The following is an 18,168-nucleotide window of genomic DNA, read 5'->3' as shown; positions in this document are numbered from 1 at the left end:
GTGGGGTTCTCCGACCTGCTGGACCGGATGCTCGGCCGGTCCGCCCCGGCCGACGACCGGATGAGCCTGCCCGCGCCGCCGACGGCGCAGGACGTGCAGCAGGCACTGGCCTCGACCGAGGAGCTGCTCGCCTCCGCGGCGCTCCCTTCCGTCGTCGTCGCCCGCGGCAGCAGGGTCATCGACACGGTGCGGGACACCGTGCCGCGGCTGGAGAAGCTCAGCGGCAGCGACCTCGGCTACACCGTCATCGCGACGGCGACGGACTACCTGCCCGAGGCGGTCGGGGCCTACCAGCGGCTGCCCCGGCGGTATGCCGACACCCGGCCGGTCGACGGTGCGAAGACCTCACTCATGGTGCTCGTGGACCAGCTCGACCTGCTGGGCCTGACGATGGACAAGGTCTTCGACGCGGTCTACCGCCAGGACGCGCGCGAGCTCGTCGCCCAGGGCCGGTTCATCGCCGAGAAGTTCGGGTCCGCCGGTGCCGGCGGGTCGCTGCGCGTCGAGGAGGCGGACCACGCGCCCGTGCCAGCAGCGCCGCCGACCGACGGGGAGCCGCTGTCGCCGCCGGAAGGGGTGGACCGGTGAGCCGGCTGGCCGACGCCGTGGACCTGCTCGCGCGGGTGGGCCGCGAGGCCGGCCTGGACGAGCAGGCGGTGCGGGTCGAGGGCCAGCACCTCGCCGCCGCCGTCCTGGAGCATCCCGGACCGGGCGAGGCGCACACCCTCTGGGCCCGGGCCTTCGACCGCCCCACCAGCGACTTCTTCGGCGCGGTGCCCAAGGGTCGCCGGTATGCCTCGATCCCCACCCCGCTGCTGTCGACGCTCGTCGCCGAGAGCAGCCCCCGGGCGTCGGGATACGCCCAGGCGCTGGCCGACGTCGCGACCGCTGCCTGCACCCTGCCCGGCGCGGGGCAGCTCAGCGTCGGCAAGGCGACGTCCGTGGCCCGCGCGCAGCTGGCCGCCGCAGGGGTGGCTCCCGCGCACGGGCCGGGCTCCCCCACCGCCGGGCTCACCCCGCCGCAGGCCGGTCCGTCGCCGTCCACGGGGGCACCCGCTGGTCTGCCGGGTGCCCCGAGCGAGGCGTCCGCACTCTCCGCCGACCTGCTCCGCCGGGCGCAGGAGCAGGGGGCCCGGGTCCGCGACATGCTCACCTCCCTCTCCGCAGGCAGCCAGACCTACCAGCCGGCACCGACACAGCCGCCCGGGCCGGAGGGGTACCCGACGGGTGCGCCGGCCGGGACGGGTCCCGGTCAGGCCGCACCGGACCAGACCACCGGCGCGGGTCCGGCGCCCGAGGTCGCCGCGACCGCCGAGGACCCGGCGGCGACGGCGGAGCCGCAGGAGGAGCCCGAGCCGGAGCGCTCGGTGGAGGAGCTCCTCGCCGAGCTGGACGAGCTCATCGGTCTCGAGCGGGTCAAGGCCGAGATCCACCGCCAGGTCGCCGTGCTCAAGATGGACGCCCGTCGGCAGGAGGCCGGCCTCAAGGTGGCCACCCTGACCCGGCACCTCGTCTTCGTCGGCAACCCCGGCACCGGCAAGACGACCGTGGCCCGGCTCGTCGGCGGGATCTACCGCGCGCTGGGTCTGCTGAGCAAGGGGCAGCTGGTCGAGGTGGACCGCAGCGAGCTGGTGGCGGGATACCTGGGGCAGACGGCCGCCAAGACCGCCGAGGTGGTCGGCAGCGCTCACGGCGGGGTCATCTTCATCGACGAGGCCTACAGCCTGGGTGGCGACCAGTACGGCAAGGAGGCCATCGACACCCTGGTCAAGGAGATGGAGGACCACCGGGAGGACCTCGTCGTCATCGTCGCCGGCTACCCGGACCCGATGGCGGAGTTCATCGCCACCAACCCGGGCCTGGAGAGCCGGTTCCGCACCATCATCGAGTTCGAGGACTACACCGACGACGAGCTCGGCGCGATCCAGCAGCACCTCGCCGGGCAGATGGACTACGACCTGTCCCCCGAGGCGGTGGAGCGCTTCGCGGAGATCCTGGCGGCGACACCGCGTGGGCCCAGCTTCGGCAACGGCCGGTTCGCCCGCAACCTGCTCGAGGCGGCCATCGGTCGGCACGCCTGGCGGTTGCGGGACATCACCGACGTCGACGTCACCGCGCTGCGCACCCTGCAGCGCGAGGACTTCGAGGACCGTGACGCGGTCGACCTCTCGCCGGACGCGCCGCTCGGTGCTGACGGGGCGCCGGAGGACCCGGCGGCCGACGGGGTTGCCGGCGAGCCCGGCGACGGGGTGGGGCACGAGCCGGTGGAGGGTGACGCGCCCGAGGAGCCGCGCCCGTGAGCACACCGGGACAGGCCACCCCCTCGGCCTCGGCAGCCGCACCGTCGCAGGCCACGGGGTCCTCCGCCGCGCCGGCCACCCCCACCTCCCCGGGCACGGCGCCGAGCGCAGCCCCGGCCTCGGCGACGCGGACCGCCCCGACGGCCGCACGACCGAGCACCACCCCTCGGCTGCTGCGCGTCCTGCGCGGCGTCGCGGCCGCTGTCGCCCTCCTCACCGGGGTGGCCGCCTCGGGCACCCTGTCCACCGACGGTGTCGCGGCCACCCCCACCGCACTGGCGCAGGAGTGGACGGCGACGCAGCGGGCCTCGGTGCTCGTCGCCGAGGCGGACCAGGCGCTCGCGCAGCGTGTCGTGGACGGCGACACCGACGAGAGCCGCGCCGCCTTCGAGCGGATCACCACCGAGGTCAGCCGCGAGCTCGGGACCGTCGGTGATGACGGCGGGGCGCCCGAGGCCTGGGCCACCTATCTCGTCGCGGCCGAGCGGGCCGGCACCTCCGTCGGCTACAGCGCCGGCGAGGGCCAGGACCGCTACGGCACGGCCCGGCAGGGAGCGGCCGACGCGGGCCAGGCGCTGCAACGGGTCGCGGACCAGCGGGTGGACGCGCTCTCCGGGCCCCGCTCGGAGCTGACCGGCGTCCTGGGCACGCTCGCCACCCTCGCGCTGCTCGGTGTGCTCGTGGTCCTGGCCCTGCGCACCCGACGGATCGTCAACGTCCCGGTGCTGGCGGCGACCGCGATCACCGCGGGACTGACCTACCTCTCCGTCAACCCGGGGAGCCTGCCGGTCGACTACGAGGCCCAGCTGGCCTCGCCGGCCACCACCGCCACCGCGCTGGCCTCGGTCCACGAGGCTCGCGCCGCCCAGCTCGCCGAGTCCGTCGGCGCCGACGACGCGTGGCAGGGTGCCGCGGCCGCCGCCGGGGAGGCTCTGGCGGCGACGGACGAGGGCAGCGACCTGGTCACCGACTGGGAGGAGATCGCCGAGGGGGACGCCGACGGCGCGTCGATCTCGGCCTCCCAGGAGGACTTCGAGGGACTGGCCGCGACTCTCGAGCAGCGGCTCGACGACCAGCTCGCGGCCGTCGACACCCAGGTCGGTGCGCCGGCGCTCATCACCGCCGGGGCAGCGCTCCTGCTCGGCGTGGTCGCCGCAGCCCTCGCGTGGACCGGGATCACGCGACGCCTGCAGGACTACCGGTGAGTGCTGCGCGCGGGGGTGCGCGCTCCGAGAACGCCAACGCCGGCGAGCCGGAGCCTGCGATGCTCATCGTCGGTGAGGACCGCCCCGAGGTCGAGGACACGACCGTCGAGGAGCTGCGGCGGCAGCGCGACGAGACCGAGGCCGAGCTCGCGGCATACCGGGCGTCCGTCGAGAGCCAGCTCCGCAGCCGTCAGGCGCGGCTGGACCGTGCCGAGCGGCGGTTGACCCAGCGGCACGGGCGCTCCTCGGTCCAGCGCGAGCTCGACCTGGCGGAGCAGTCCCAGCACGCGGGGATCCGTGGCTCGACGGGCGGCGCGTGGGGCTGGGCGCTCGGCCTCGTCCTGCTCGTCCTCGGGGTCCTGGTGAGCGGCCCGGACCCCGACCCGGACACCGTGCAGGCCATCGGCACCACCGACGAGGCCCGGGTCGCGTGGCTGGACGTCGCGGTGGCTGCGGACGAGGGCCGGGCGACCTTCGACGAGGCGACGGCACGGGTGGCCGACCAGCGCGCCCGTATGCTGGCCTCGCTCGAGAACACGACAGGGGCCTCGGCACCCGTCGCGGCCACCGGTCTGGCAGCGGCGGCGCTCGCAGGGATCGCCTTCGCCCTGCCGGGTCGGAGGAAGGACTCATGAGCGGCACACCGCGGGACGACAGCGACGGACGTGACGGGGCCGCCGAGCCCGACCGGCCGATGCTCGTGCTCGGCGAGGACCTGCCGGACGTCGAGGACACCACCATCGAGGAGCTCCGCGTCCAGGAGGCCGCGCTGGAGCGGCAGCGTCGTGAGCTGGCCGAGCAGGCGGAGCAGGAGCGGGACCACGCCCGGCAACGCCTGGCCTCGCAGCGCCGGGAGGCCGAGCGCGAGCTGGCCCGGCGCCAGCGCGAGATCGACGACGCCGAGCGCCGCCTGGTCCGTACCGAGCGTCGGCTGCGTCGGCAGGCGGCGCGGATGGGCCAGGAGGACCGGGTCCCCCGCGTGTCGACCACCAGGACCACGCGCAGCTCCAACCGTCTCCTCGCGGGCGCGCGGGAGGTGAGCAGTCGGCGTATACCCCACCTGCAGACGGTCATCACCCTGCTGGTCGCCTCGATGCTCGCGCTGGTCGTGGGTGCTGCCCTGTCCGCCTCCCGGGCGGACGAGCGGGACGTCGCCACGTTCCAGGACCTGGACGAGAGTCGTGCCCTCCTGCGCGAGGCCACCGACGCGCTCGACAGCGAGATCGTCCGGCAGGCCACCGGGGAGCCGGCGGCACCCGACGCGGACGGTGACCTCGGCAGCGCCGGCCTGGCCCGGATCGTCTTCGACCGCGGCGACGTCCCCTCCTACTACCGCGACGACCTCGAGCCCCTCAACGCCGCGCTGTCCTCGACGGACACCGCCCCGGTGCGGGCTGCCACCACGTGGGAGGAGACACGGAACACCTTCCGGTATGCCGTGTCCAGCACCGAGGTGGACGACGCGCGCGAGAACATCACGCCCGGCTCGCCCTGGGCCACGACGCTCATGTGGGGTGGCGCGCTGGTGCTCCTGGGCGTCACGGTGGTGCTCTGGCGCTCCGGGGCCCGCCTCGCCGCAGGACTCGCTCTCGCCGGCCTGCTCGCCAGCGGACTGGCCCTGGCACAGGACCCCTTCTTCGACGGCGTGGCCGCCCGTGCCGAGGCGCACGAGGAGGCGGTCGACCGCGCCGACGACGTGCGCGACGAGGTCCGGCGCGATCTCGAGGTGATGCTGGGGCTGCGCACGCTCGCACCGTACGAGCAGGGGGACGACGGCTTCTGGGAGCAGACCTACGGCCTGGAGGAGCTCGGGGTGGCGCACGACGAGTGGGCGCAGGCGCGGGCCGAGCTGGGCGACGCCCTGGCGCAGGACAGCACCAGCGAGGAGCTGCGCTCCGCCGCGCTGGGCGTCGTCGACGCCGCCGGTGAGGCGTCGGTCGACGTCGAGGCCGAGGTCGAGACGCTGCGGCAGTCCGTCGTCGACACCGCCGAGCAGGGATGGGCGCCCGGCCTGGTGCTGCCCGGGCTGGCCCTCGTCATCCTGCTCCCCCTCGCCGGCCTCGGGGTCGAGGCCTGGCGCCGACGCCAGGAGGGCGAGGACCGGTGACCGGCGGACACGCGCACGCCCCCGCGGCGCCCGGGTCGCTCGGGGCGGACGTCCCGGACACCGAGCTGCTCGCCTACCTCGACGCCATGCTGCGGTGGAAGAACCGCCGTCGCACCGAGCTCGCGGCGCTGGACGAGGCCGCCCTCGAGATGACCGACCCGGGCGAGCGTGCCGCCCTGACCCCGGACGTGACCCTGTCGATGACCCTGTGGCAGGCGGTCGCCGACCGGCTCGCCCTCATCCTGGCCACCTGGGACAGCGGCCGGGTCGGTGAGCAGGAGCGTCGCCGCATCACCACCCTGGTGTGGGGCTCGCTGGAGCAGCCCGGCACGCGCGGCGCCCAGTCCCTCGCCGTGTCCCTGCCGGAGGCCTGCCGGCTCTCGGACTCCCTCGCCTCCTCGCTGCGCTCCCGGCTGCGGCTGGACGGCGCCGACCCGGACCTCGCCGGACGGCTGCGCTCGCTGCGTCAGCAGGTCGAGCGGATCGCGGACCAGGTGGCCCTCATCCCCGGCTCCCGGCGCTCCTCGGCCGCGAGCGCACACGCCGAGCTGGACCGACGCCTCACCGACGTCACCGACCGCGCCGCCCGGGGGGCCGACGTCGGCGGACTCCTCGCCCCGCTGGAGTCGCGTGCGGCGACGATCGAGCGCGACCTGATCGTCGCCGCCTCGGCCCGGGCGCACGCCAAGGCCGACCACGCCCAGGCGACCCGCGAGGTGGCCGAGCTCACCGCGCGGGGGCAGGCGGTGCGCTCGCTCGCGCACCGCGCCGTCGCCTCGGTGACGCCGTCGCCCCGGCTGGGAGTCCCCGACGTCACCGCGCTGGGCGACGTGCCGACCGAGCCCGCCGAGCTGAGCGCATACCGGGAGCGACTGGGGCGGGTCGAGCGGGCGCTGAGCATGGCGCACGCGGAGTATGCCGCCGCGCTGGATCGTCTCGAGGACCTCACCGAGCGGGCGCACCGGGTCCGCGCAGCGCTCGCGGCGGCCGGTTCGGAGGACGCCATGAGCACCGTCGCGGACCAGACGGCGGCCGTGCTGGAGGACCGACCCACCGACCTGACGCGACTGGAGGCGTTGGTGCAGGCGCAGGAGAGCTACGCGAAGACGATGGGGGTGCGCCCGTGAGCGGGTCACCGTGCCGGGAGCCCGGGTGCACCGGGTCCTACGAGGACGGGTGGTGCAACGTCTGCGGCTCCCCCGAGCCCCGGCAGGCCCCGATCGAGGCGACCCCCGCCCGTCCGGTGCCCGCGAGCGCCGACCCGGAGCCGGACGGCGCACCCGGTTCGGGCGCCGACCCCGCCGCGGCGTCCGGCCACATGGTCGCGACCCCCGCCCCCGGGCAGAGCCGTCAGGCCGTCCACGCGGCCCGGGTGCGCCGCCGCCGTGCCGGGGCGGACAGCCGCCGCTCGCGGCTCGGCCTGGGCCTGACCACCGTCCCGGACGTGCCGGAGGGCGACCCGGTCGAGAAGCTCATGACCGACCCCCAGGTGCCCGAGGACCGGCGGGTATGCCCCGCGTGCGGCGCCGACGTGGGCCGCGCCGCGGGCGAGGGCGAGGGGCGCCAGCAGGGGTTCTGCCCGCAGTGCCGGGCGCCCTACTCCTTCACCCCCAAGCTGGAGCCGGGCGAGCTCGTGGCGGGGCAGTACGAGAACGTCGGCGCGCTCGCCCACGGCGGGATGGGCTGGATCTACCTGGGTCGCGACAAGAACGTCTCGGACCGCTTCGTCGTGCTCAAGGGACTGCTCAACACCGGCGACGACGACGCCCTCGACGCCGCGGTGGCCGAGCAGCAGTTCCTGGCCCAGGTCAAGCACCCGCTGATCGTCGAGATCTACAACACCGTCCAGCACGACGGCGACGCCTACACGGTGATGGAGCACGTCGGCGGGCGCAGCCTCAAGCAGCTGCTGCAGGACCGGATGCGCGAGGCGGGCCGCTACACGCCCTTCCCGGTCGACCAGGCCCTCGCCTACGTCATCGAGGTGCTGCCCGCCTTCACGCACCTGCACGACCTGGGCCTGCTCTACTGCGACTTCAAGCCGGACAACCTCATCCACGAGCGCGACGGCATCAAGCTCATCGACCTCGGCGGGGTGCGTCGGCAGGACGACCTGGAGTCACCGATCTACGGCACCGTGGGCTACCAGGCGCCCGAGGTGGCCGAGGTGGGGCCGTCGGTCGCCTCGGACATCTACACGATCGGCCGCACGCTGTGCGTGCTCACCTTCGAGTTCCGCGGCTACCAGAGCGACTACGTGCACACCCTCCCGCCGCTGTCCCGGGTCCCGGCGTTCACCGAGCACGACGCCTTCTACCGCATCGTTGCCCGCTGCTGCGCCCCGGACCCCAACGACCGCTTCACCTCCGTGGAGGAGCTGCGCAGCCAGCTCGTCGGGGTGCTGCGGCAGGTCGTGGCCGCGAGCGGGCCCGAGCGCCCGGCCACGCTGTCGTCGCACAGCCCGGCCTTCGAGCCGCCGGTCACGACCGGAGAGAAGCTGTCGTGGTGGGAGCTGCCCGAGCTCAAGCGGGACGAGCAGGACCCCATGCTCGACTGGATCGCCAGCCACACCGGAAACGACCCGGCCGCCACCTACGAGGCGCTGCTGTCGGCACCCGAGGAGAGCGCCGAGGTCTTCCTCGCGCGGGCGCGGGCTGGCATACGGGTGGGGCAGGAACGCTGGGTGGACGACGCCGTCCGCGGGCTGCTGGACGAGGACCCGTGGGACTGGCGCGGCTCGTGGACCCGGGGCCTGTGGTCGCTGTCGCAGGCCGACGGCGATGAGACCGTCACCGCCGCCCGGGCCCAGGAGGCCGCCGGGCACTTCGCCGCGGTGCGCGACGCCCTGCCCGGCGAGATCGCGCCCCGTATGGCGTTGGCGCTGGCCACCGAGCTCGCCGGCTACGGCTCGGCGGCCGAGCAGGACTACCTGCGTGCCTGGCGCACGGACGCCGCATACGTCGCGCCGGCGGCCTTCGGGCTGCACCGCGTGCGGCTGCAGCGGGACGACGTGGAGGGGGCGATCACCGCCCTGGACTCGGTCCCGGCGAGCAGCCGGGCCCACCCGCGGGCCCGGTGGCTGCGGGCCGAGCTGCTCCGGCGCCGCGGCAGCCTGGCGGACCTGCGCGAGTCGATGCACTCGGTGCGCCGGCTGACGCTGGACCCGCGGCAGCGGGCACAGTTCAACGCCGTGCTCTTCGAGCAGGCGCTGGAGCAGGTCACCCAGCACGGCCCGAAGCCCGACTGGCAGGTCGGCGAGGTCACGCTGACCCGCGACGCCCTGCAGCGGGCGCTGGAGAAGGAGTACCGCGTGCTCGCCGACTACACCCCCGACCCGCAGGAGCGGGCCGGGCTCATCGACCGTGCCAACGCGGTCCGTCCCTGGAGCTGGACATGACGCAGCAGACCCCCGACCCGGTGGACTCCGCGGAGCCCGGCGAGCGCGCCCCAGGCGAGCGCGACCCCGGCGCCCTGCCGGACGACCCGACGGCTCCGATCCCAGCCCCGGGCGCGCGCACCGGTGTTGCGGCGCACGCCGACGGGGAGCGCCCCGACGCAGGGCGGGCCGGGCGGAGCGAGGAGGACCCGGGGCGGGACCGGGCGGACGCCCCGACCGAGGAGCGGGAGGGTGAGCCGGAGCGCGAGCCGGCGGACGCCCCCACCGAGGACGAGGCCGAGCAGGAGCCGGAGCCATTCAGCGAGGGGCCTCCCCCGCTCCCCGAGCCGATGCTCGTGCTCGGTGGCGACCTCGCCCCGGCGCGAGCGGCCGAGCCGACCCCTACGGTGGATCACGGGACGTGCGCCTCGTGCGGTGGCCCCTACGACGAGGACGGGTGGTGCACCCAGTGCGGCGAGCGCCGCCCCGACCCCCGGCACCACACCAGCGCCAGCCCGTCCGCCGCCGTCGCCGCGGTCTGCGACAAGGGACGACGCCACCGCGACAACGAGGACGCGATGGCGCTCTGGGCCGACGACGCCCTCCCCGGCCGCGCGGTGCTCGTGGTCTGCGACGGCGTGTCGAGCGCGCCACGCTCCGCCGAGGCGAGCGAGGCGGCTGCCGAGGCGGCCCTCGCGGTGCTGACCGGCGGGACCACCCCGCACGAGCGGCACGGCGAGGCGGCTCGCGCCGCGGCTGCCGCCGTCGAGGAGGTCGCCACGCAGTTCGCGACGGAGTCGACCGCCCCGTCCTGCACCTACGTCGCGGCCGTGATCGAGGGAGGTCGTGCCTCCGTCGGTTCGATCGGCGACAGCCGGGCCTACTGGTTGCCCGACGAGGGCGAGCCGCGCCGGCTGAGCACCGACGACTCCATGGCCGAGGAGCAGATCCGGGCCGGCATCAGCCGCGCCGAGGCCGAGGCGGGCCCGCTCGGGCATACCATCACCCGGTGGCTCGGCCCGGACGCCCCGGACGTGGAGCCGGCGGTGACCGAGCAGGACGTGAGCTCCCCCGGCTGGGTCCTGGTGTGCAGCGACGGTCTGTGGAACTACGCGTCCGAGCCCGCCGACCTCGCCGCGGTGGTGAGCTCCCGCGCCGGCGAGGCCGGGGCGGAGCCGCTGGTGCTCGCCGAGGCGCTGGTCGCGTGGGCCAACGAGCAGGGTGGCGCCGACAACATCACGGTCGCCCTCGCCCGCTGCGCGGGCACGAGGCAGGATGGTGCACATGGCTGAGTTCTCCTCGACCGTGCACCAGAACGAGTTCCTTCCCGACGGCGGGACCGACGTCCACGCGATCGTGTCGGTGACCTGCACCGACGCGGGGGCGGTGGTGCCGACGACGACGGGCGGCTCCGGCGGGGAGGCGGGCGAGGTCATCATCGTCGACGTCTCCGGGTCGATGGACGTGCAGGGGGTGCAGGCGGCCGCGTATGCCGCGTCGGCGGCCCTGGACCAGATCGTCGACGGCGTGTGGTTCGCCATCGTGGCCGGCAACCACGAGGCCGCGCTGTGCTACCCGACCGGCAACACCGCCGCGATGGCGCGCATGTCGGCCCAGACCCGGCTCGAGGCGAAGCGCTCGCTGCAGCGGCTGGTGCCGGGCGGCGGGACGGCGATGGGCCGGTGGCTGCTCGCCGCCGGGCAGCTCTTCGGCACGGTGCCCTCGCTGTCCAAGCGGCACGCGATCCTGCTCACCGACGGCGCCAACCAGCACGAGACCCCGCAGGAGCTCACCTGGGCGCTGGAGCAGGTGCGTGGCCGCTTCCAGGCGGACTGCCGCGGGTTGGGCGCGGCGTGGCAGGTCGCCGAGGTGCGACGGATCGCCGAGGCACTGCTGGGGGGTGTCGACCTCATCCGGACCTGGGACGGGCTGAGCGAGGACTTCGCCGCGCTCATGAGCACGTCGATGAGCAAGGGGGTCAGCGAGGCCCAGCTGCGTGTCTGGGCCCCGCAGGGCGCCGAGGTGCTCTTCGTCAAGCAGGTCAGCCCCACGCTGGAGGACCTCTCCGGGAGACGGGTCGAGGTGAACCCGCTCACCGGCGGCTACGACACCGGCGCCTGGGGCGACGAGACACGGGACTACCACGTCGCCGTCCGGCTGGCTCCCAAGGGCATCGGCCAGGAGCAGCTGGCCTCGCGGGTGCAGCTCGTCGTGGGCGAGGAGGTGCAGACCCAGGGACTGGTCAAGGCCGCCTGGTCCGCCGACGACGTCCTCACCGCGCAGATCAGCCCCGAGGTGGCGCACTACACCGGGCAGACCGAGCTGGCCTCGGCCATCCAGGAGGGTCTGCGGGCCAAGGCGATGGGCGACGACGTGACCGCCACCTCACGGCTGGGCCGGGCGGTCCAGCTCGCGCAGGCGACCGGCGACGACGGCGCGACCTCCCGGCTGTCCCGGGTGGTCGACATCGACGACGCCGCCACCGGGCGGGTGCGGTTGCGCCGCGACGTGGACCGGCTCGACGAGATGGAGCTGGACACCGCGTCGACCAAGACCACCCGGGTGCGGCCCGGCTGATGGTGCTCTGCCCCGAGGGTCACGAGAGCGAGGCCACCGACTACTGCGACACCTGCGGCTCACCGATCACCGCGGTGCCGCTGCGGGCGGCGCAGCCGGCCGTGGGTTCGGTCGTGCCGGGTGCGACCGAGGGATCCGGTGAGGTGGAGGCCGCCTCTCCCGGTCAGCCCGGCTCGGCGCTCGACCTGGGACCGCCGGAGGCGGCGCCCAGCCAGACCTGCCCGCACTGCGGGGCCCCGAACGTCGCCGACGCCCTCTTCTGCGAGTCCTGCGGCTACGACTTCACCACCGGCGCCGCTCCGTTGGGAGAGGAGCCCTCCCCGGAGGAGCAGGCTCCGGACGAGGCTGAGGCGGCGGGGACGTCGCCCGATGCACAGGACGAGGACGAGGCGCCCGGGCAACCAGAGCAGACGCCCGGTGCGGACGACGACGAGCCCGAGCAACCAGAGCCGACGCCCGGTGAAGACGACGACGAGGAGCCCGAGCAACCAGAGCCGACGCCCGGTGAAGACGACGACGAGGAGCCCGAGCAACCAGAGCCGACGCCCGGTGAAGACGTGGCCGGCGCCGAGCCGGACCCCGAGCCCGAGCCCGAGCCCGAGCCCGAGGTCAGCGTCGAGGTGGCCGCGCACGCCCGCCCCCGGCATACCCCACCCTCGCGCGACCTCGCCGACACGTGGGTGGTCGAGGTGTGGGTCGACCCGGACTGGTATGCCGTGCAGCAGACCGCGGAGGCGTGCCCGAGCGCGGGTGTCCCGGACGTGGTCGCCGTGCAGCGGTCGGTGGTGCTCATCGGGCGGCCGTCGGGCAGCCTCGGGTCGCGGCCGGAGGTCGACGCCGGCGCCGACAGCGCGGTCTCCCGCCGGCACGCCCAGCTGACCAGCGACGGGCGCCGGTGGTGGATCGAGGACCTCGGCAGCAGCAACGGGACCTACGTCGGCACGGTCGGCGAGCCGTTGCCGACGACGCCGCTGACGCCCGGGCAGCGGGTGGAGATCGACCGCGACGACCGGATCTACGTCGGGGCCTGGACCCGCCTCGTGCTGCGCCAGGCGACCGAGTCCGAGCGGCAGGGGACAGGATGAACCGGCCGTGACGGCGTGCCGTACCCCACGTCAGGTCCGGCCCGCGGCCTAGAGTTCACCCATGCCCGCAGACGACGCCGCCCCGGTGACCCGCTCGAGCCGGGCACGGCTGCGCCGCTCCGGTCGCCACCTGGTCCGCTTCGGCGGGCTGCTGGCCGTGGTGGCCCTGGTCGTCACGCTGATCGGCGGTTGGGCCACGCGCTCGCTGCTGGACCATCTGCAGTCCAACTCGGCCGAGCTGCTCGACGGCACCGCGACGGTCTCGCTGGTCGAGGGCACCGAGCGCACGCTCTACGTCACCGGTGGCCTCATCGCCCCTGGCGAGATCGTGCCCACCCCGGTCGAGCAGATCACCTGCACCATCACCGGGCCCGGCGGCGAGCTGCCCTTCACCACCCTCGACGAGGAGGGCTCGCGGGTCGGCATCGACACCGCGCTGGCGCGCTTCCAGGTCGTCGGCCACTTCCGGGCCGAGCAGGGGGGCGAGCACCTCATCGACTGCGAGGGACGCGGTGTCGTCGTCGCCCCCGAGGTGAGCCCGGCCAGCGCGCTGCTGCGGCTGGGCGGCCTCGCCCTGGGCAGCCTGGGCACCTTCGTCGGGCTCTCGATGCTGCTCATCGGCGGGGTGCTGCTGCTCCTGGTCCGTCCGCCCGAGGACGGCGCCGAGGAGGTCGTCGAGGACGCCCCGCCCGAGCAGGGCGCGGACGAGTGGTGGGAGGACGAGGCCGGCGAGGCTCGGCCCGCCGACGGCGACGCAGCGGTGCCGAGCGGGGAGGTCAGGGACGACGCCGGTGCCCCCGGAGAGGACTACGTCGACCTGACCGACGAGGAGCTCGCGGCGCTGTCCGAGGAGGAGATCGCCGAGCTGGTCGCCTCTGGTCAGCTCGTCTTCGTCGACGACGACGAGGGGGCTGTCGGCGGGGTCGACGAGTCGGGGTCCTCCAGGCCGTAGGTCCGCAGCACCGCCGCGAGCGCCGGATGGTCCCGGTCGAGCAGGTGCGCCGCGGCCTCGAGGTCCTCGGGGGTCGCCGCGGCGCGCAGCACCGCGCGGACCGCGTCGTCGTCCGCAGGTCCGGGCAGGTCGTGACGCGTCGTGCCCGTCGTCATGCTCGTCGACCAGGAGCCGGTCGACTCGCGCACCTGCTCCAGCCGCTCTGGTATGCCGTCGGCCGGCACCTCCCCCGCGCGCACCTCCTCGAGCAGCTCGAGCACCTCGGCCAGCCGCCGTTGCACCGCCGGGTTGCCGATCTTGGCCCGCTTGCCCGACCCGAGCTGACTGAGCATCGGGGCGGACATCCCCAGCGTCCGGGCCAGCTGGGCCTGCGACAGACCGAGCCCGCCCGTCAGCCGCGCGAAGACGTCGGCGAGCGGCTCGCCGTAGAGCTCCACCTGAGCCGCCACCGTGCGCTCGACCTCGCTCACCTCGTCCTCCTGTCCGCCGCTGTGCCGTGGGCCCCGGCCTCGTGCCGGGTCCCTGCGCCTGACCACCTTAGGCTGGGACGGCGCCGCCGCGCCCGTATCCGGGCCGCCGGTTGACTTTGCAACTGTGAACGTTTACTTTCGCTAATGCACACGTTCGCATCTTCCGAGGGGACCATCGTGACCAGGATCCGCCACAGCGTGACCGCCGCCGCGACGGCGGTGCTGCTCGCCCCCGGCGTCGCCACCGCGTCGACCACCGACTCCCCCGACGACGCCCAGCTGCTCCTGCTGCTGGACTCCTCGGGCTCGATGGAGGACCCGGACGCCGAGGGCGAGCCCAAGATCGACGCGGCCAAGGCCGCAGTGGGCACCCTCGTCGACGGGCTCAACCCCGACCAGCAGGTCGGCGTCCGGCTCTTCGGCGGCAGCGTCCCGCTGGACGAGCCGCGCGAGGACAAGTGCACCGACAGTGAGCTCGTGGTCCCCCTCGGCAGCGGCAACACCGACGCGATGCGCGACGCCGTGGAGGCATACCAGCCCCTGGGCGAGACCCCGATCGCGTATGCGCTGCAGCAGGCCGCGGACGACCTCGGCGAGGAGGGCAACCGAACGATCCTGCTCGTCTCGGACGGAATCGCCACGTGCGACCCCGACCCGTGCGAGGTCGCCGAGGAGCTCACCGCCGACGGTTTCGACCTCGTCGTGCACACCGTGGGCCTGGGCGTGGACCAGGAGACGAGGGACCAGCTGGAGTGCGTCGCCGACGTCGCGGGCGGCACCTACTACGACGCCGACGACACCGACAGCCTGACGACGGCGCTCACTCGCATCTCGACCCGGGCCTTCCGCCCGTTCCAGCTCAGCGGCGAGCCGGTGCAGGGGACCGAGAACCCGAACGACGCACCGGTGATCGGTACCGGGCAGTATCTCGACACCGTGGCCGACCGGCGGAAGACCTACTACCTCGTCGAGCGCAGCAGCCCGGGCACCAGCCTGCACGTCGGCGCCACGATGCGCCCCACCGAGAACGTCGGTCTCTCGGCCTTCTACCTGTCGCTGGAGACTCTCGACGGTAAGAGGTGCGACTTCAACACCGCCATGACCTGGGGCAATGCGGGAGGCAACAACTTCGGCACGGTCGACGTCACCGGCTTCGCCGACCACCACGACCCGGACGACCCGTGCGGCTTCGACGACCAGCTCCTGCTGTCGATCAACGAGCAGCAGACGTCCACCCTCGACGGCTTCCCCGTCGAGCTCTGGGTGAGCGAGGAGCCCGCCGCGACCCGCACCGACCTACTCCCCTACGACCTGGACCACGACGAGTGGCAGGGAACCCGCGTCGGTGACCCGGACGGCGAGGTCGTCGGCGGCACCTCCTTCAACGACGCCGAGCCGATCGAGCCGGGGCGGACGTACGAGGGAGAGATCGTCGAGGGTGAGGTGCTCGTCTTCTCCGTCCCGGTGGACTGGGGGCAGCACGTCGAGGCGCTCGTCGACTTCCCCGACCCCCCGGAAGAGCTGTACGACTACCTGCGCCGGACGCGGATCGCCGAGATCGGGCTCGTGGGCCCGGACCGCGGCGACGCCTTGCACAACCTCGGGCAGCCCGACGGCTATGACCGGCGCGCGAAGGTCCAGCCGGACGAGCGGACCACCTTCGCCGCCCTGTCCTACGACGTGGAGTGGAACAACCGGGCCTGGGGCAACCCGAACGCCGCCGACCGGGCGGGCGACCACTACGTGGTCGTCAGCCTGACCTCCGGCGACGAGCCGGGCGCCACCCCGCCGATCCCCTTCACGCTCACGGTCGACGTGCTGGGCGAGGTCGACGGTGAGCCCACCTACCTGGAGGCCGGGGAGCAGCCCGCGGCCGCCACGCAGGAGGCACGGTCCTCGTCGGAGGCGGGCGCCGACCAGAGCGACGACGAAAGCAGCGCCGAAGCCGATCCGACCGAGGACGCGAGCGCAGCGGCCCCGGCGGAGGGTGGCGACGCCAGGCTGCTGACCCTCATCTGGGTGCTGGCCGGCCTCGGGCTGGTGGTGGCCCTCGTGGGCGGCTACCTGCTCGTGCGCGGCCGGCGCTTCAGCACCTGACCCGGCCCAAGGAGGGCATCGGGCCCCGGGCCACCGCCGGTGTGGTCGGCGGCGCCGGTTCAGCTCAGCAGCGCGAGCAGGCCCGCGGTCAAGACCAGCAGCAGCCCGAGCCCGAGCAGCGCCATCCCGAGCCGTGAGCCCGCCCCCGCGCCGCCACCTTCTGTACTGGACGTCGCTTCCTGGGCAACGGGCCCCAGATCCGTAGGTCCAGAACGCGAGGTCGGCCCGGTCTGCCCCTCCTCCGGCCCGGCCGCGCCCCATCCGGCGGGCAGCTCGGGGACCTGGTCGAAGACCTCGACCTCACCGGCGTCCCAGGTCTCCGGCGAGGCGACCAAGCCGGTCGCGCGCAGCGCCTCCCGCGCGGCGGAGGCGTCGGCATACCGCTCCTCCGGCTCGGCCGCGGCGAGGTCGAGCACGACCGCGACGAGGCCGCTGTCGACACCCTGGCGCACCAGCAGGTCAGCGAGCGGGCCGACCGTGTCGGCGTCCGGCCGCTGCGCCAGCAGCAGCTCGGCGGCGCTCAGACCCGCGGCGTAGAGGTCGGCCCGGGGGTCGGGGTCCCAGCCGACCCGCAACGTCTCGGGCGCGGCATACCCGACCGTCCCGACCGCGTGGTGGACGTGGGTGAGGCGGGGGTCGTCCACACCGGTGACGATGCCGAAGTCGGCGAGCCGCAGCCGCGGGAGGCCCGAGCCGGTCGCGTCCAGGAGCAGGTTGGCCGGCTTGACGTCGCGGTGCACCAGACCCTCGCCGTGGATCCTCGCGAGCGCGTCCAGGAGCTGGTCGAGCAGCGTCGCGACCCAGACCGTGGGGAGCGGGCCGTGGTCGCCCACGAGGGTCGCGACCGACCCGCCGCGGACCAGCGGCATGGCGATGAGCACGCGGTCGTCGTCCCCGGCCCAGCCGAGCGGGGTCAGGACGTGCGGGTGCTCGACCCGGACCGCCTGCTCGCGGACGAACCGGAGCAGCGTCGGGGCGTCGCTCTGCCGGAGCACCTTGGCCGCGACGTAGCGCTCCTCGCGCTGGTCCCAGGCGCGCCACACGACGCCCGCGCCCCCTTCGCCCAGGGGGTCGACGAGCTCGTAGCGACCACCGAGCACCTCTCCCACGCCGACCAGCCTAGAGTCCCACCGCGGCCGATCTCGCTATGGTGCTGGCATGACGTATGCGACCCCGCCCGCCCGGCGCAGCGGCCTGACCACAGCCGGCAAGTGGATGTTCATCATCGGCCTGGTCCTGTCCATCATCGCCGGCGCGATCGTCGCCTGGGGAGCCGTGGCCGGCGTCCGCGCCTTCGGCGACATGGAGGACGACCTGACGATGGAGGGCGGTCAGGCCACGGTGTCCATGGAGGAGGGGGACCTGCGCTACGTCTTCAGCGAGGGCTCCGGTGGTGACGTCGCGTGCACCGTCACCCTGCCGGACGGCAGCGAGGAGACGCTGCAGGCGGCCGACGACCTGAGCACCGGGCAGGAGCCGCAGGTGCAGGCGACGACCGTGGGGACCTACACGGCCACCAGCACCGGTGAGCACACCTTCACCTGCGAGGGCGGACAGACCGCCCTGTCCCCGAACCTCGCGGCCAGCACCTTCGTCGCCATCGCGTTCGGCGCCCTGGCTGCGGTGGCCCTCATCCCGCTGCTGCTGCTCACTGTCGTCGGGCTCATCATGTGGCTCGTCGGCCGCGGCCGGGACAAGCGGGCCGCGCAGAACCCGCAGGGCGGCTACGGCTACGGCCCCGGGCAGCAGCCCTACCCGCAACAGGGCTACGGGCACCAGGGGTACGGCCAGCAGCCGGGCAGCGGAGCCGGGCAGCCGCCTACCCAGGGCTACGGCCAGTCGCAGGGCTACGGACCGTCACAGGGCTACGGACAGTCACAGGGGCAGGGCGTTCCCCCGCCTCCCCCGGCCCCGGGCGCCGCACCAAACGAGGGTGGCGCCCCGCGCGACCCCTACCGGCGCGACTGAGCGTCGGTCACCACCGCCGGACGTCCTCGCG

The 18,168-nt window shown here is 74.6% G+C and carries 15 protein-coding genes; 13 read left to right on the top strand and 2 right to left on the bottom strand.

Annotated features, from left to right (window positions below):
- The 11 genes from FU792_RS04865 to FU792_RS16655 all read left to right on the top strand — a co-directional run bounded on the left by FU792_RS04865 (window position 1) and on the right by FU792_RS16655 (window position 13,602).
- Window positions 1-588 (top strand): hypothetical protein, encoded by a 588-nt coding sequence (locus tag FU792_RS04865; protein ID WP_022926257.1) that lies wholly within the window; start codon window positions 1-3, stop codon window positions 586-588.
- Window positions 585-2,300, top strand: a complete 1,716-nt coding sequence (locus FU792_RS04860) for an AAA family ATPase (protein WP_022926258.1) — start codon at window positions 585-587, stop codon at window positions 2,298-2,300. The genes FU792_RS04865 and FU792_RS04860 overlap by 4 nt, the downstream gene beginning before the upstream one ends.
- The gene (locus tag FU792_RS04855; protein ID WP_022926259.1) at window positions 2,297-3,505 is read left to right on the top strand and encodes a hypothetical protein; all 1,209 of its coding nucleotides are present in this window, start codon (window positions 2,297-2,299) and stop codon (window positions 3,503-3,505) included. The genes FU792_RS04860 and FU792_RS04855 overlap by 4 nt, the downstream gene beginning before the upstream one ends.
- Window positions 3,502-4,140: a hypothetical protein gene (locus tag FU792_RS04850; RefSeq protein WP_022926260.1), complete on the top strand. Its 639-nt coding sequence runs from the start codon at window positions 3,502-3,504 to the stop codon at window positions 4,138-4,140. The genes FU792_RS04855 and FU792_RS04850 overlap by 4 nt, the downstream gene beginning before the upstream one ends.
- Entirely contained in the window at window positions 4,137-5,612 is a 1,476-nt protein-coding gene (locus FU792_RS04845; RefSeq protein ID WP_022926261.1) for a coiled-coil domain-containing protein, read from the top strand. The genes FU792_RS04850 and FU792_RS04845 overlap by 4 nt, the downstream gene beginning before the upstream one ends.
- Window positions 5,609-6,739: a hypothetical protein gene (locus FU792_RS04840; RefSeq protein ID WP_022926262.1), complete on the top strand. Its 1,131-nt coding sequence runs from the start codon at window positions 5,609-5,611 to the stop codon at window positions 6,737-6,739. Before FU792_RS04845 ends, FU792_RS04840 begins: the two co-directional genes overlap by 4 nt.
- Window positions 6,736-9,009: a serine/threonine-protein kinase gene (locus FU792_RS04835; protein ID WP_149814582.1), complete on the top strand. Its 2,274-nt coding sequence runs from the start codon at window positions 6,736-6,738 to the stop codon at window positions 9,007-9,009. Before FU792_RS04840 ends, FU792_RS04835 begins: the two co-directional genes overlap by 4 nt.
- The gene (locus FU792_RS04830; protein WP_022926264.1) at window positions 9,006-10,280 is read left to right on the top strand and encodes a PP2C family protein-serine/threonine phosphatase; all 1,275 of its coding nucleotides are present in this window, start codon (window positions 9,006-9,008) and stop codon (window positions 10,278-10,280) included. Before FU792_RS04835 ends, FU792_RS04830 begins: the two co-directional genes overlap by 4 nt.
- The gene (locus FU792_RS04825) at window positions 10,273-11,565 is read left to right on the top strand and encodes a VWA domain-containing protein (protein ID WP_028131256.1); all 1,293 of its coding nucleotides are present in this window, start codon (window positions 10,273-10,275) and stop codon (window positions 11,563-11,565) included. The genes FU792_RS04830 and FU792_RS04825 overlap by 8 nt, the downstream gene beginning before the upstream one ends.
- A complete protein-coding gene (locus FU792_RS04820) occupies window positions 11,565-12,650 on the top strand; it encodes an FHA domain-containing protein (protein ID WP_033419140.1) in 1,086 nt (361 codons plus the stop codon). The genes FU792_RS04825 and FU792_RS04820 overlap by 1 nt, the downstream gene beginning before the upstream one ends.
- A gap of 61 nt (window positions 12,651-12,711) precedes the next feature.
- Entirely contained in the window at window positions 12,712-13,602 is an 891-nt protein-coding gene (locus tag FU792_RS16655) for a hypothetical protein (protein WP_022926266.1), read from the top strand.
- Here the strand turns inward: FU792_RS16655 and FU792_RS04810 are convergent.
- Complete coding sequence (locus tag FU792_RS04810; protein ID WP_022926267.1) at window positions 13,530-14,072, bottom strand: helix-turn-helix domain-containing protein; 543 nt, start codon at window positions 14,070-14,072, stop codon at window positions 13,530-13,532. The genes FU792_RS16655 and FU792_RS04810 overlap by 73 nt on opposite strands.
- A gap of 177 nt (window positions 14,073-14,249) precedes the next feature.
- On the opposite strand from FU792_RS04810, the gene FU792_RS04805 reads away from it, so the two are divergent.
- Window positions 14,250-16,169 carry a vWA domain-containing protein gene (locus tag FU792_RS04805; protein WP_161600199.1) on the top strand — a complete coding sequence of 640 codons (1,920 nt, stop codon included), beginning with the start codon at window positions 14,250-14,252 and terminating at the stop codon, window positions 16,167-16,169.
- A 59-nt stretch (window positions 16,170-16,228) separates the two neighbouring features.
- On the opposite strand, the gene FU792_RS04800 is transcribed toward FU792_RS04805, so the two are convergent.
- Window positions 16,229-17,278 (bottom strand): serine/threonine-protein kinase, encoded by a 1,050-nt coding sequence (locus tag FU792_RS04800; RefSeq protein WP_052327918.1) that lies wholly within the window; start codon window positions 17,276-17,278, stop codon window positions 16,229-16,231.
- Between the two features lie 49 nt (window positions 17,279-17,327).
- Between FU792_RS04800 and FU792_RS04795 the strand changes: the two genes are divergently transcribed.
- The gene (locus FU792_RS04795; RefSeq protein WP_022926269.1) at window positions 17,328-18,137 is read left to right on the top strand and encodes a hypothetical protein; all 810 of its coding nucleotides are present in this window, start codon (window positions 17,328-17,330) and stop codon (window positions 18,135-18,137) included.
- The last annotated feature ends 31 nt before the right edge of the window (window positions 18,138-18,168 follow it).

The sequence above is a fragment of the Serinicoccus marinus DSM 15273 genome (assembly GCF_008386315.1).
Lineage (GTDB): Bacteria > Actinomycetota > Actinomycetes > Actinomycetales > Dermatophilaceae > Ornithinicoccus > Ornithinicoccus marinus.
Note: the sequence above shows the minus strand (reverse complement) of the source record. Positions and strands in the feature narration are given on the sequence as shown.